Genomic DNA, 13,603 nt, shown 5'->3' on the forward strand with positions numbered 1-13,603 from the left:
TTATCTAGGGTGAGTGATTCCCTTCAGGTACGTGAGGCAAGTAGGGTGGATCTCTACTTGCCTGCACGATATCTGGGGGGGTGTTAAGGCACGTTGGTTACAGCAGATGTGTTACGCCGTCACTACCGCGCTGAGCGTGCTGTGTCCGCGGACGGAAGTGTCCGGTGGGTGGTTGTCGACGAGTCCTTCGAACTGCACGCGCAGGCGTGCTCGTTCCTTGCAGGGCGGGAGTTCAACACCGGCAGGACGTACGCTCCTCGGGTCGCTCTGTACCTGTCGTGGTGCAAGGAGTTCGGCGTCGAGTGGACGGAGCCGTCGCTGGCCCAGTTGATGGCGTTTCAGCGGTGGTTGGTGGAGGAGCCGCTTGTGCCGAGTGGCCGCCCGCCGGGGGCCGGGCGGCGCTACCGGGAGAAGGGCACGGCGAACCAGATCACGGGCACGATGACCGACTTCCTGCGGTGGTGCTCGCTGGCCGGGCTCGGTGTCCCGGCCACGGTGGTGACGATGCTGGTGGAGCCCCGGTTCCTGCGTTTTGCCCCGGCGGGCTTCGATCCGGGCGAGGACGGCCAGAACCTCCAGATCGAGGGCCGGCGCCTGAAGTTCAGGGTGGCGGTGCCCGGCTACGAGTGGCTGACCGACGAGGAAGTCCACCAGCTCCTCGTCGTGACGACGCACGCCAGGGACCGGTTCCTGGTGGGTCTGCTTGCGGTGACGGGCATGCGGATCGGTGAGGCGCTGGGGCTGCGGCGCGAGGATATGCATTTCCTGCCCGACTCGCGGCTGCTGGGCTGCCAGGTCACGGGGCCGCACGTCCACGTGCGGCGCCGGGTCAACAGCAACAATGCCTTCGCCAAGTCGGTACAGCCGCGCTGGATTCCGGTGGACGAGGACACGGTCGGCCTGTACACCGAGTACCGCTACGAGCGGGAGGCGGTCGCGCAGGCGGAGGCCAGCGACATGGTGTTCGTCAACCTGTTCCGCGCGCCGCTGGGCCGGCCGATGCGCTACGACAACGCCTACGAGCTGTTCAAGCGGCTGGCGACGCGGGCGGGGTTTCGGGCCAGGCCGCACATGCTGCGGCACTCGGCGATCACCCGGTGGCGGCGCAAGGGGGTGCCGCGGGATGTGCGCCAGGACCTGGCCGGGCACCAGTCGCCGGCGTCCCAGGACCGCTACTCGCATGCCAGTGACCAGGAGAAGCGCGACGCCGTCGAGCTGGTGGCAGCCCGGCGCCGTCAGGGGAGGGTGGAACACGGTGGGTAACGTCGTGCCGCTGCACCGGCGGCCGGCCGGTGACGGGCGATCGGCCACATGGGCGCCGCTGGAGGCCGAACGGTGGTCGGCGTGGCTGCGCGAGCAGGTGGTGGACGGCTGGCGCGAGGGCGAATGGGATCCGCAGGCGCTGGTGTTCACCGGCGATGTCGAGCATCCGCGTACGGTGGTGTACCGGTGCGGCACTGCGGCGTGCGATGCGCTGGCGCGGGCCAAGAGCCTGTGCACGACCTGCGCGAAGGCCCAGCGGGTCAGCGGGCTGTCGATGAAGGAGTTCAAGGCGGTCTTCGTGCCGGTGCGGAATCGGACGATGACCGGTGTGCAAGCGCGGTGCCGTGTCGAGGGGTGTCCGCGCGATTCGCACGCGTGGGGCTTGTGCAGCTCGCACGCCTCGCTGCGGCAGAAGCACCTGGACCGTGACCCGCACTCGGCGCTGGAGGTCTGGGTCGCCGGGCAGAAGCCGTACCTGCCGGTGGCCAGTTGCCGGGTGCGCGGGTGCCACTTCGACGGTCGCGGCCCGCACGCCCTGTGTTTCCAGCACAACCGCCTCTTCAGGCGGCATGTGGCCTCCCGGGTGGCGGGGGCGGGGGTGCCGGCCGACTGGCTGGACCGGCAGGCCCCTTACCTGTCCGTCCATCAGTTCTCCCTCGCCCCGTTGCACCCGCTCGCCCGCCTGGAGGTGCTGTACGCGCTCCAGCAGCGGGATGCGCGCGGGCAGAAGATCGACCCGCATGCCACCCGGCAGATGATCGCCCGCCTGGCCGAGGCCGCCGACAGCGTGGCCGTGCTGCCCGCCGAGGATCTGCCCGGGCGCTCGGGAAGCAACATCGACGCGCTGCTGCGCGAGACCCACCGCGTGGTGGCCGCGGCCCTCGCCCGTTTCCGCGGCGCCGACCCGTCCGAGCAGCCGACGCTGGACCTCACCGAGCTCGGGGTACGCGGCAAGCGCGGAGGCCGTACCAGCCGTCCGGGCGATCTGGACCTGACCGAGGTGACCCAGCCGTGGCTGCGAAGAGTGCTGATCGCCTGGATCGACGAGACGAAGCCGAATACCGGCGAGGTCCGACGCGCTCACCGCGCCTGCGTCACCGCCGCGCGGGCGCTCGCGCTGCGGCCCGGCGGCGGGGCCGACGAGCAGGTGCTGGCGTTCGCCGACATCAACGCGGTAGTCGACGCGTTTCGGCACCTGCCGAGGCTGGACGGTGCCCCGATGAAGAACAAGGCCCGCAACGGCCTGATGGGCTTCTTCTTCAAGGTCCTGGACTACGGCAGGGTGGCCGGGCACCTGGGCGGGATGTCGGCCTACTTCGCCCGGCACCCCAGCCACGCGATCGCCCCGGACGAGGTGAGCGAGGAGGACGAGGCCGGGCGGGCCCTGCCCGAGGACGTCATCTACCAGCTGGACGACCAGATCCAGCTGATCGGCCAGGGCATCACCCACGGCCGCATGACACCCGGGGAGGTCCACGAGATGTGCCGGGCCGTCTACGAGCTGCTGCGGGACACCGGCCGCCGCCCCTACGAGATAGGCGAGTTGCGCATCGACTGCCTCAAGCGGGAGGGCAAGGAACGGACCCTGATCTGGGACAACCGCAAGGCCGGCCGCAACCGGCGGCACCTGCCGGTCACCGCGGAGACGGTCGCCACCATCGAGCGGTGGCTGGCCGTGCGGGAGACGCTGGACCTGCCCACCGGCAGTGAGGGGTACCTGTTCCCGCCGGCCGGTGAGAACGGCCAGCTGCGGCACCTGCTGCCCGAGCAGGTCGCCCACATCATCCGCGCTTGGGCCGACCATGAGGAAGTGGTCCTGCTGGCCGAGGAGTTCGGCAAGGACGGGGAGAGGGCCCCGTTCGACAAGTCCCTGGTCTTCCCCTACGCGTTCCGGCACTCGTTCTGCCAGCGGCACGCGGACGCGGGCATCGACCCGGACGTGCTGCGCGATCTGATGGACCACCGTTCGCAGGCCACCACGGCCGCCTATTACAAGATCACCGCGAAGCGGAAGCGGGAGGCGGTGAACGTGATGCGTCTGCACACCACCGACCGCAAGGGGCGCCTGACCCCGCTGTCGCAGACAGCCTATCTGCGGGGGTCGGTGCAGGTGCTGTTCGGGAACTGCACCGAGCCGTCGAACGTGAAGGCGGGCGGGCACGCGTGCCCGATCCGGTTCCAGTGCGTGGGCTGCCCGTCCTATCACCCGGACCCGTCCTACCTGCCGGCGATGGAGGACCACATCCGCCAGCTGCGGGCCCAGCGCGAGAAGGCGGTCATGATGGACGTCGACGAGTTCGTCGTGCGCAACATGGACGACGAGATTGCCGCGTACAAGAAGAGGGTGGATCAGATGCGGGACCAGGTCGAGGCCATGGACCCGGAGGAGCGTGAGCGGGTGGAGGAGGCGTCGGCGGTGCTGAGGAAGGTTCGCGCGGCCCAGGCCGGACGCGGGGCGGTCGCACTGCCGATGCCGGTGGTCCGACGGCCACAGATGGACGGGGCCGGGGCATGACCGCCACCGGACGCACGCCCGGCGACGTGCTGCGGGAGGCGAGGCGACGCGACAGCCAGACCAAACGCGGCAAGGTGCTGGCGGCCCTCGACGAGATGAAGGACAGCGGCACCGCGGTCACCTTCCTGGGGGTGGCCCGAGCGGCCGGGGTGTCCAACTGGCTGGTCTACGCGGACGGGGTGCGCGAGCACATCGAGGCCGCGATGAAGGGGCAGGCCAAGTCCGCCCGGCGCCGGCGCGAGGCCGGTACGGGGGCCTCGGCGGCGAGCCTGGCCACCGACCTGGAACTGCTGCGGGCGGAGAACAAGGCCCTGCGCGAGGAGAGGGACGGCCTCAAGCGGGCCGTGCGGCGGGGCCTGGGTGCCGCCCTGGACCAGGAAGGCGCGAAAAGCGCCGCACAGCGGATCGACCAGCTGCAGGCCGAGCTCCAGAAGGTCCAGGACGAGCTGGCCGCTGCCCGCACGGAGAACACCGCCTTGAAGCGGCAGCTGGCGGACGCGGCGGAAGAGGTGATCGCCGTCCGGGAGGCCGGGCGGCAGATGTTCAAGGACCTCAACCGCTCCACCTGAAGCGGTGCGGGGTGCCCCGCCGGTCCCGGGCACCCCGCACCGTCAGGCGCTCGCCGCCGGCGGGCGCGTGCTCAGCTGGACGACCTGGGCTTCCAGGTCGGCGATCCGCTCCGCCATGTGGGTCATGGTCCGCTGGTTCTTCATGACCTTGCTGCCGAGCCCTTCGACGCCGCTGACCATCCGCATCGCCCCGTCGGCGGTCTCGGCCATCTTCGAGAACGCCTCGGCGTCCACGCTGTTGGGGTTGGTCGCCTCGAACGCGCACGCGCGCTGCATCTCGGCCATGGAGGCCACGCTCTTGCGGCAGGCCAGCAGTGCGTCCCGGGCGCCGAACTCGTCGCCCTGGCCCGCACGGTGGAAGCGGGTGACCATCTTCCCGCGCCGAAGCGGGTCCTTGGACCGCATGAACTGCTCCAGCCGGTGGCCGTCGTGGGCCGCGGCCACGCGCGCCCTGCGGACCGCCGACCTGAGCCGGTTGCCGTCCGGCAGGCCGACACCTGCGGCGATGTCCGCGTAGGAGACCTCGTGGCCGGCCCGCGCGTACAGCCACATCAGGACATCGACGGCGTCCTGCTCGGCGCGGGTCGGCGGCTTGTCCTCGGCCCGGCTCACCCCAGCTTCTCGCTCTCTTCGAGGAACGCGCGCAACGCGGCGTCGTCCAGGACCTGGTACGGGCTGGCGGCCAAGTCCCGGATGAAGTCGACGGCGGCCTTCGTCGCCTCGCACAGCTCGGTGATGGTCTTGCCCCTCTCGCCGGTGAACTGGACAGGGTGCCGCTGCAGCAGCGACAGCACCCGCAGCGTCCCGAGCCTGACCTGGGCCAGCTCGTTGAAGACCTGCAGGGCGGCATCGGCCTCGCCCGGTTCGGCGGCGGCCCGCACCGCGGCCGCAGCGGCGGCGGGGTCCATCCCCTTCTCGTCGCTCTGGGAGGACCAGCTGTCGGCCCGCCCGTCGAGTTCCCGGGCGTGCTGTTCCGCGACATCCCGCGCGGCCTGGCCCTCCGCCTGGTCCTGGGTCTCCTCGTCACGGCGCCGGAGCTCGGCGATGCCCTCCAGGGCGGCGGTGCGGGTCACCTCGTCGGCGATGACCGCGGCCTTGACCGCGCTCGGGTGCTGGGCCACGTAGACGGGGGCGGACGGCCTGACCCCGGCCCGCTCGGCTTCGGCCTGGAGGGCGTCGCGGCGCTCGCCCTTGGGCATCCGCGCCTCGTACCCCCGGTAGTAGCCGTCCTCGCCGTAGAACGGCACCTCGGCCGCATCGGGCAGCTCCACGAACTCGCCCGCAAGGACACGCTCCAGCGCGGGCACCTTGCCCGCCTCCGCGGCCCTGATCCATGCCTCACGCAGGGCCAGCACCCGTTTGGTCGCGGTCTTCGAGCGACGCGCGAACTCCTTGGCACTGATCTGCCGGAAAGCGTTTCGGTCGAAACGCTTCGCCTGCTGTTCGAATGTCAGGCCGTTTCCCGCGTCAGGTTCGACGCGACGCACGACCAGCAGGGCCAAGGCCCAGCCGCCGCCGCGGTTGTGCCGGGCGAACTCGGCGATGTCGGCCTCCAGGCCCTCATCGGTGTCCTCGACGATGTGCGGCATCACACGGCCACCGCGACCTTCGCCGGGCGGCCGCCGCGAGCGGGCTTCGCCGCGCTGTCGAGCCGCATCGTGATCCAGGCGGTGGCCAGTTCCAGCTTCACCAGCGCCTCCCGGGCCGCGGGCAGCTGCTGTTCGACCAGTTGGGCGGACGGGTGACGGTTGACGAACCCGCTGGCCTGGTCGCCGAGGGCCACCAGAGCCCGGGCCAGCGGCATCCACTGCCCGGCCGGCTCGGCGCCGTCCAGTTCCTCGCGGTCACGCTCCCGCCGGCGCTGGGCATCGATCGTCCGGCGGACCGACGTGCGTAAGCTCGCGTCGTCGGCCAGCAGCGAGCACACGATCTTCTCCCGCTCGCCGCCGCTCAGGCCGCCCAGATAGGCCATGAGCTTGGTGGAGTCCCCGGAGCCAGGGTCCACCAGCTCCTTGAGGGCGGGTGCGGTGCCCAGGACCTGCTGGTAGTACGCGTGGGTGACGCGGTCGCGGCCGGCCTCGCGAGCCTCCTTCAGCAGAGCCCGGAGCTTGGTGAAGCCCTCGTCCGCCGGTAAGCCGCCGGGCCGCAGCCGGGCGCCCTCACGCAGAGTGCTGTAGCTGACGTGCACGGCGCCGTCGGCGATTAACTGCCGGATCGCCGGGGTGGCCATGCGGGCGGTGTGGCGGTAGTCCCGCCCCGTGGCGGGCGCGAGCCCGATCTGGCCGCAGAACTCCTCGAAGACGCTGTCGTTGTTCAGCCCGGCGACCGCCAGCAGCTTGTCGCCGAGCGCCAGCCTGTTCTCGCGGCCTTCGTCCATGAGGCGGCGGCCCTCGCGGACATCCTCATCGGTATAGGTCATGTCATGGTCCCATCAGAGATCAACTCGGACGGGCACGCATCGTAATCACATGAACGCAGCATGCGGATGTATTCGAACGCCGGGCCGGTTCCTTGAAATGACGCCCCATCAGCACTGATGAGCGGCGTTCGACGTGGACCCCTATCACAGGTTCACCCTTTCGGGTGAACCTGTGATAGGGGTCCGAGAGAGTGCCTTGGAGGGGCCGGGCAGCTGGTGACAGTGGTGCGGCAGGTCTCGCAGCGGGCCTGCATCCACACACGCTGTCCGTCGCCCCGCAGACGGATGCGGCCGGGGGCACCGCACTCGTCGCAGGCGTTCTCCGAGGCGGTCTCGGCGGCGTCGGTCAGGGCGGTGGTCCGGTCGGCGAACTCCCCGTCGAACTCGCCATCCGGGAAACGGTCGGCGACGGTGATCCGCAGGCCGCCGAACTTCACGGCGAACGACTCGATGCGGTAGCCGGGATCAAGGGCGAACAGGTCGCGGTGGAGCTGGTCGAGCAGGGGCGCCCAGCCGGGTCCGACGGTGCCGGCCCAGGCGGGGATCTGCTGGCCCTGGAGTGCGGGAACGCTTCGGGAGTCGCCCATGGACTCATCATGGCGGCGGGGTACGACAACTGGCCACGCTGCCCGCGAGGTTACTGGTGAGCGGACTGCGATGGGCATGACGGGTGCCTACGGCATAGGCGAGACAAACGGACGGCGGGTGTCAGTCGGCCGATGTGCGTACAGAGCGGGAGAGGATGAGGAGAGCGGGAAGGAGCATCAGGAGGCCGACCGCCAAGAGGATACTGGCGGGGGTGAGGAAAAGTCCGGCGAGGCCGCCTAGGGCGAAGCCGACAGGAACAGCTGTCAGGTTGAGGGCGCGGTAGGCGGCGGTCGCGATCGCCCGGTCCTTCTGGGCGATCGTCCGGGCGCGGAGGGTCTGGATGCGGACAAGTGCCACGCCGGAGCAGAACTCGTCGAGCATGAAGCCGGCGATGACGAGCGCCAGTCCCGTCATTCCGCCGAGGTAGGCGCCGATCCCCGTGACCGCGTACGCGGCGACCGCGCCGCAGCCAAAGATGGATGTGCCTAGGCCAGAGCGCAGGCGGGTGGGCAGGCGCTCGGCGAGGTAGGCGCCGAGGACGGCGAAGAGCACCGCGCATGTCCTGATGACGCCGTAGCTGGCCGCAGTGATGGGTGTTTGCTTGAGGAGTGCGATGAGCAGGAGGGCTTCGATGATGCATTGGCCGAGGTTGTAAGACACGGCCCAGATCGTGATGATCCGCAGGGGAGGCGTGTCCAGGTTGTATCGCAGGCCACGACGGAGCGTGGTGCGTGAGGCGGCCTGGGGCTCGCCTTCCTCGGGCTCGTCGGCCGGAACGCGGATGCGAGGAATGCGCAGCAGCAGGGCACAAGCGCAGGCGGCAAGGGCCGCGGCCACGCCGAAGGTGGGGGAGACACCGAGTGCGCCGAGTCCCAGGCCGGTGAGGAAGGGCGCGAGTCCGTCGGCCGAGGACTCGGCGATGCCCAGTCTGGCGTACACCTTGGGCAGCGCCTTGTCCGCGAAGACGGCCGGCACGAGGACTTGCGTGGATACGGATGTCAGGATCGATCCGCAGGCCAGGGCGATGTTCGCTAGGGCGAAGATCGCCAATCCCCACCCGGGGGAGACCACGAGAGCGAGTGCCGACAGGAGAAAGGCGACGACACGGAGTAGTTCCGAGCCGAGCATGACCGTCCGCTGGTCGTAGCGCTCGACGATGAGCGCGGCGGTGCGAGCCAGCAGTACCTGGGGGGCGAAGCGGCAGATGCCGAGGGCGGCGATGACCAGTGACGTCGCGCCGAGCGTGGCCACGGCCACGAACGGCACGGCGAACTCGACTGCGGCGATCGCGAAGTAGGAGATGAAGTTCGCGACGGGCAGTGTGGTTTCGAGCGATTTGTGCCGTTGCTGCGGTGTGGCGGCGCCCGCGTTCACGTCAGTGGTCATCGTGTCTCGGCCTCTACGAGCAGGCCGGTGCTCAGGCAGTCGAGGACCAGTTGAGAGCCTCTGTCGGCGAGCGCCCTGCCGTGCTCACACAGGTCGAGGAAGAGCTGCCGGTCCACGGGGCTGGACGTCTTTTCGTTGCTCAGCACGTATCGGGCCGTGGTGCCGGACCCGAACATTGCCATGACGACCGACTCCGGGCGCCGGACCGGCATCGGCCCGGCGGCAGGGGTGGCGAAGAGGCAGTCGTCGCTGAGGAGGTGGTCCACCACCGGGTGCTGGACGAACTCCAGTACGTCGACCGCTGAGTCGATGATCGGCTGGCCTGGCCCGTTGAGAGAGGTGTTGATCAGGATCGGCAGTTGGCCGTGTCCGGCGACGACGGTAAGCAGTGTGTAGATGGCGGAGTTGTCGTTCATGGTGACGGTTTGCACCCGTGCTGTGCCGTCCGCGTGCACCGCCTCGGCTAGGAGGTCGCGGTACTCGTCGCGGACGTGGAAGTTGAAGTTCATGAAGGGTGACTCGTCCGGCCCGAGGAAGTAAGTGGACAGGTCCTCTTCTCGCACTATGGGCGCGACGGGCCGCCAGTCCTGGCGTTTCTTAAGCCGGTTCAGTTTCGCCCGCGCGTCCGCACAGGCGACGGGGTGGCACAGCAGAGACCTGTTGCCAAGGGCCCGGGGGCCGAACTCGGCGCGTCCCGCGTAGCGGGCGACTATCGCTCCCTGAGCAAGGACCTCGCCGGCGCGGGTGGCGCTCGCGCCCGAGTCGCCTGGCGGTGTCAGGGGCGCGTATCCGTAGCCGACCGCATGACTGGTGGTGATGGCCTCCGCAGGGCGGCCGAGGAAGTCCCCCCGCACGCGCCGCGTGGTGACGGCGCCCAGTGCAGTGCGGGCCCAGCCGAGGAAGGCGGCGCCGACCGAGATCCCGGCATCGTGTGGGCACGACGGCACGTACAGGCTGCGGACGCCCGGGAGGCCGGCGATCGCGCTGTTCGCCGTCAGGTTGAGAAAGACCCCTCCGGCGCCGCACAGGTCCGGGTGGCCTGCGAGGTCCACGGCGCGCTGCGCGTGGTGGGTGAGGAGGCGGGTGAATGCGTCCTGCACGGCGGCGGCAACGTCCGTCGAGTCGAGCGGGTCGCTGCCGGACTCGAACAGCTGCCACCCATTCTTCAACCTGGGCGGCGAGTCGGCGGTGACGATGTCCCCTGCTACCAGCTTGGCCGGGCGGTCCACGGGGATGCCAGCCAGGGCCATCAGCTGGCCGTGGGCATGCTCCGTACGGAAAAGGTAGCGGGCCACGTTGTCGTAGAGGCTCGCCTCGCTCTGCACGAAGACGTCCGGCTGGTTGTGCGGCTGACTGTAGTCGCGGTCGAGGAGCGTGAACTCGCCGTTGTGGAAGGTGTAGACCGAGCGCATCTCGGTGAACACCGCGGTGTCGGACACGTCGGCGTAGTAGCTCGCGTAGAACTGGGCGAACGGCTGGTAGAAGTCGGCCCCGTCGCGGGAGGTCGTACCGGCACTGTCCGACACTAAAACTGTCGCCTCCGACAGCCCTGACGGGTAGAGGGTCGACGCGGCGTGCGCCAGGTGATGTGAGACGACCTGGTGGCGAGGGTCGAAGGGGTCAAACGCTGAGAAGCCAGGGGATATCAGCGGCCGTTGTAGGCCGACGCCGGAGGGGCCCGCTGCCTGGAAGGAACTGACGATGACGTCGACCTCATTGATCGTCGTCCCGGCCAGGCGCAGGGCTTCCTGGATCGGCAGCCGGTTGGAGAGGAACTCCTGACCGTCGTATTTGCGGCGGGTCACGCGTTCCTGCTGGATGGCGGAGACCAGTTGACCGTCCCGGACGACCGAGCACGAGGTCTCGTGTCCGCAGTGGATTCCGAGAGCGATGGTCACCTGCGGTAGTTCTCCAGGGGGGCGCCCTCGGGCATGAACCCGAAGGTGAGGATGCTGACGCGCTCGCCTTCCTGGATCGGGGTACGGCTGTGGGCCTGCGTACCCGCCAGGAAGATGACCACTTCGCCGGGTGACAACTGCACGCGCTGTTCGGTCCCGTCGGCGTAGTGCATGTAGAGGGCCGAAGGCTGCGTGAGCCCGTCAGGGATCTCGTGTTCGAGCATCATGAGCACATTGAGCGAGAAGATGTCGGTGTCGATGTGCGGGATGATGCCCTGGCCAGCGTCGCGGTAGAACAGGTAGCTCGCGATCCCGGTCGCCTCGGCCTTGGGAACCACGCTGGTCACGAGTTCCGCCAGCTCGTCGCTGACGGCGAGCCGGTCCGCCACTGGGCCACCGCACCCGAGGTAGTGCTCGTCGAAGGGCACGGCCGTCTGCCCGACACGGACCGCCTCGTCGGTGAGCGAGCGGAGCACTTCGTCCGTGAGGAAAGCGGGCCGTCCCCGGTACTGGATGCCGCGCGGGTCGACGACGTCGTACGGGCACAGGAGCTCCAGGGCCTCGGACACGGCCTGGCGCCCCTTCTCGGAGCCCGGATCCTTGTCCGGGACCAGCTGGCCGGCCGACAGGCCGAGGATGAGCTTCAGGTTGGCCTGCTCGGCCGGGGTGAGGGTCCGGTGCAGGTCAGCGAGCCGCTGCCCCATGGTGGGGGTTTCCGCCATCACACACTCCCAATCGTGCGGTAACCAAAAGACACCAGCCTGATCGCCTCACCGGTTACGGTGCGGGTGCGCTGGTGGGTGACGCTGTCGGCGAAGAAGACCAGTGATTCACCGGGCTCGAGGTGGACGTGGATGGCGTCCTGCTCCGGTGGGTACAGGATCAGCTCGGAGTGCCGAGTGTCCGGGCGGTGCTCCAGCATGGTGAGGACGTTCAGCGAGAACTCGTCCTTGTCCACGTGAGGGTCGATGCCGAGTCCGGGCTCGTCGTAGTAGAGGTAGTTCGCCTTGTAGGTGGGCAGGACGGGTCCGACCCTGGACGCCAGGAAGTCGTTGACCGACTGTGAGAGAGCGAGCTCTCGCGCGATCGGGGCGCCCGAAGCTACGTAATGGTCGTGGAAGCGCTCGGCACGCGGCCGGTAGCTGAGGGACTCGCGGTTGAGTACTGCGATGTCCTCGTCAGAGAAGAACGGTCCGCGACCGCAGAACACAACGCCGGTATCGAACTGGGGCCGTTCACTGCCGTGCAGCCTGGGCAAAGAGCGCTGTGCCGTCGTCAGCGCGGTCTCCCGCAGGGGTGCGGGAATGCTCTGGGCGTGGCCGCTGAGGAGTCCCCCAGCGGCCATGCTCAGCAGGAACTTGAGATTCTCCCGCTCTGCGGCGGTGAGTTCCGAGGACAGTTCAGACAGCCTGTCCACCAGTGTCAGACGCTCCATCGCGGGGTCCTCCGTTTGTTCCTATGGGGTTCTGGCTGTTACTCGGTGAAGCCGAGGGTCTTCGGCAGGTTGAGCAGCTCCATGCGGATCTCGGGGGTGGCAGCCGCCGAGATCGGCTTCGAGAAGATGTACTCGGCCTCGACGTTGATGTCCTGCAGCTCCTTCAAGTGCAGGCTCGACGAGGTCACGATGCTGCTGAGCACCGCTCGCTCGTCATCGGTCAGCGCCGCCGACAGGCCGGCCAGCTTCGCCGTCAGCGTCGGAAGCGCCGCCTCCAGAGCCGCCGCGTCGAGTTCCGCGTCGAGCTGGGAGTCGAGGGAGGTGGGCTGTTCCGTCTTGGGGGTCATACAAGCCTCCATGCGCGGTCGAGTACGCCTCGCCGCAAGTTGGTGCCTTTTTGGTGCATGACAGAAGACGAAGCTACGGCGATGGACGCAAATTCGAACAGTGTGTGATCGGCCACCAACGCTGGCTTGATTCGGCTCACTTCGCCGCGCGGATCCGCGCTACGTTGCGCCGATGCTCGCTTACCCGTCCCCCTGGCTCGCCGCGGTTCCTTTGACGACGCCGCGCCTCTCTCTGGAACCGCTCCGCGTGGAGCACGCACGTGAGGCAGTGTCCGTCTTCGACGATGTCCGGCTTCATACATGGACGGGTGGGACACCCAGCTCACTCGCGCAACTCGAAGCCCAGTACGAGCGCCAGTCGGCGGGCCAGTCGCCGGATGCTACGCAAGGGTGGCTGAACTGGATGCTGCGCAGGACCTCGGACGGGCAGCTGATCGGCACAGTCCAGGCCACGTTGCACCGGCCGGCCGCCGGGGACGCGCTTGAGGCGTCGCTCGCATGGGTGGTCGGTGTCGATTACCAGAACAAGGGCTATGGGCGCGAAGGAGCGCTTGCCATGGCGTCCTGGCTGCGTACCCAAGGGGTGGGCAGCCTGGCCGCATACATCCATCCAGGGCATGACGCGTCGATGGGCATCGCACGGGCGCTCGGGCTGAGGACATCCGATGTAGTGGAGGACGGCGAGGTCCGGTGGAGCGACACAGGAAAGTAGGGCGCCTGCGGTAAGAAGCCGCTCGTAGGATCGGGGATTGGAAACGGAGCGGAAGCACCGTGTCAGTCCCCGCCCCTGCTGCGGGCCAGCCGAAGCGGCCGTATGCGCCCGCACTGCCAACGTCTTCGCGCCCTCGGCCACCCACGGAACGCCGCCCAGCAGTACGCCCATGCTGCTGTAGTCGCCCTGTGGGCACTACGCCGGCCTCATCCCCCCGGCCTCATCGCCTAGGCCGAACTCCAAGTCGCGGCGCCTCCGGCCGCACCCACAAGGCCGTCAAGAACATGCGCCGCGACCTCTCCCCGCTTCCGCACGCGCGGTCTGAGCTGTGCTGCCGATTGCTACGAACATGGTCGCGTTTTCCTCGCAACCCACCGCTGACCCCAACAAAGGCTTACGCCAACATGCCTCACGTGTCTGAAAGTTTGTATTGCCTATGACCTGCTGTGATGCTTGACAGCACTAGATAAC

Annotated in this window: 13 protein-coding genes; 4 read left to right on the top strand and 9 right to left on the bottom strand. The window is 68.9% G+C overall.

Annotated features, from left to right (window positions below; translation table 11 throughout):
* Positions 1-168 precede the first annotated feature (168 nt).
* From LCE31_RS26155 to LCE31_RS26165, 3 genes are read left to right on the top strand one after another with little or no spacing between them, the layout of a single operon-like run.
* Positions 169-1,263: a tyrosine-type recombinase/integrase gene (locus LCE31_RS26155; RefSeq protein ID WP_225018282.1), complete on the top strand. Its 1,095-nt coding sequence runs from the start codon at positions 169-171 to the stop codon at positions 1,261-1,263.
* Positions 1,187-3,778, top strand: a complete 2,592-nt coding sequence (locus LCE31_RS26160; protein ID WP_225018284.1) for a tyrosine-type recombinase/integrase — start codon at positions 1,187-1,189, stop codon at positions 3,776-3,778. Before LCE31_RS26155 ends, LCE31_RS26160 begins: the two co-directional genes overlap by 77 nt.
* Positions 3,775-4,347, top strand: coding sequence for a DUF6262 family protein (locus LCE31_RS26165; protein ID WP_225018286.1), 573 nt, complete (start codon positions 3,775-3,777; stop codon positions 4,345-4,347). Before LCE31_RS26160 ends, LCE31_RS26165 begins: the two co-directional genes overlap by 4 nt.
* Before the next feature lie 42 nt (positions 4,348-4,389).
* Here LCE31_RS26165 and LCE31_RS26170 read toward each other — a convergent pair whose 3' ends face one another.
* The 9 genes from LCE31_RS26170 to LCE31_RS26210 all read right to left on the bottom strand — a co-directional run bounded on the left by LCE31_RS26170 (position 4,390) and on the right by LCE31_RS26210 (position 12,420).
* A complete protein-coding gene (locus tag LCE31_RS26170) occupies positions 4,390-4,959 on the bottom strand; it encodes a hypothetical protein (protein WP_225018288.1) in 570 nt (189 codons plus the stop codon).
* Positions 4,956-5,936, bottom strand: coding sequence for a hypothetical protein (locus tag LCE31_RS26175; RefSeq protein WP_225018290.1), 981 nt, complete (start codon positions 5,934-5,936; stop codon positions 4,956-4,958). Before LCE31_RS26175 ends, LCE31_RS26170 begins: the two co-directional genes overlap by 4 nt.
* Positions 5,936-6,766, bottom strand: coding sequence for a hypothetical protein (locus LCE31_RS26180; RefSeq protein WP_225018292.1), 831 nt, complete (start codon positions 6,764-6,766; stop codon positions 5,936-5,938). The genes LCE31_RS26175 and LCE31_RS26180 overlap by 1 nt, the downstream gene beginning before the upstream one ends.
* Before the next feature lie 152 nt (positions 6,767-6,918).
* Positions 6,919-7,353: a hypothetical protein gene (locus tag LCE31_RS26185; protein WP_225018294.1), complete on the bottom strand. Its 435-nt coding sequence runs from the start codon at positions 7,351-7,353 to the stop codon at positions 6,919-6,921.
* 121 nt (positions 7,354-7,474) lie between these two features.
* Positions 7,475-8,740, bottom strand: a complete 1,266-nt coding sequence (locus LCE31_RS26190) for an MFS transporter (protein ID WP_225018296.1) — start codon at positions 8,738-8,740, stop codon at positions 7,475-7,477.
* Positions 8,737-10,638 (bottom strand): carbamoyltransferase C-terminal domain-containing protein, encoded by a 1,902-nt coding sequence (locus tag LCE31_RS26195; protein WP_225018298.1) that lies wholly within the window; start codon positions 10,636-10,638, stop codon positions 8,737-8,739. Before LCE31_RS26195 ends, LCE31_RS26190 begins: the two co-directional genes overlap by 4 nt.
* The gene (locus tag LCE31_RS26200; RefSeq protein WP_225018300.1) at positions 10,635-11,360 is read right to left on the bottom strand and encodes a hypothetical protein; all 726 of its coding nucleotides are present in this window, start codon (positions 11,358-11,360) and stop codon (positions 10,635-10,637) included. Before LCE31_RS26200 ends, LCE31_RS26195 begins: the two co-directional genes overlap by 4 nt.
* Positions 11,360-12,073 (bottom strand): hypothetical protein, encoded by a 714-nt coding sequence (locus LCE31_RS26205; protein ID WP_225018301.1) that lies wholly within the window; start codon positions 12,071-12,073, stop codon positions 11,360-11,362. Before LCE31_RS26205 ends, LCE31_RS26200 begins: the two co-directional genes overlap by 1 nt.
* 38 nt (positions 12,074-12,111) lie before the next feature.
* Positions 12,112-12,420, bottom strand: coding sequence for a hypothetical protein (locus tag LCE31_RS26210; RefSeq protein WP_225018303.1), 309 nt, complete (start codon positions 12,418-12,420; stop codon positions 12,112-12,114).
* Between the two features lie 172 nt (positions 12,421-12,592).
* Here LCE31_RS26210 and LCE31_RS26215 point away from each other — a divergent pair, with 172 nt between their 5' ends.
* Positions 12,593-13,132: a GNAT family N-acetyltransferase gene (locus LCE31_RS26215; RefSeq protein WP_225018305.1), complete on the top strand. Its 540-nt coding sequence runs from the start codon at positions 12,593-12,595 to the stop codon at positions 13,130-13,132.
* The last annotated feature ends 471 nt before the right edge of the window (positions 13,133-13,603 follow it).

Source organism: Streptomyces sp. 8L (assembly GCF_020176795.1).
Classification (GTDB): Bacteria; Actinomycetota; Actinomycetes; order Streptomycetales; family Streptomycetaceae; genus Streptomyces.

Coding starts and splice junctions, on each gene's coding strand:
- LCE31_RS26165 (WP_225018286.1), top strand. CDS start 3,775: ATGACCGCCACCGGACGCACGCCCGGCGACGTGCTGCGGGAGGCGAGG.
- LCE31_RS26175 (WP_225018290.1), bottom strand. CDS start 5,936: ATGCCGCACATCGTCGAGGACACCGATGAGGGCCTGGAGGCCGACATC.
- LCE31_RS26180 (WP_225018292.1), bottom strand. CDS start 6,766: ATGACCTATACCGATGAGGATGTCCGCGAGGGCCGCCGCCTCATGGAC.
- LCE31_RS26185 (WP_225018294.1), bottom strand. CDS start 7,353: ATGGGCGACTCCCGAAGCGTTCCCGCACTCCAGGGCCAGCAGATCCCC.
- LCE31_RS26190 (WP_225018296.1), bottom strand. CDS start 8,740: ATGACCACTGACGTGAACGCGGGCGCCGCCACACCGCAGCAACGGCAC.
- LCE31_RS26200 (WP_225018300.1), bottom strand. CDS start 11,360: ATGGCGGAAACCCCCACCATGGGGCAGCGGCTCGCTGACCTGCACCGG.
- LCE31_RS26205 (WP_225018301.1), bottom strand. CDS start 12,073: ATGGAGCGTCTGACACTGGTGGACAGGCTGTCTGAACTGTCCTCGGAA.
- LCE31_RS26210 (WP_225018303.1), bottom strand. CDS start 12,420: ATGACCCCCAAGACGGAACAGCCCACCTCCCTCGACTCCCAGCTCGAC.
- LCE31_RS26215 (WP_225018305.1), top strand. CDS start 12,593: ATGCTCGCTTACCCGTCCCCCTGGCTCGCCGCGGTTCCTTTGACGACG.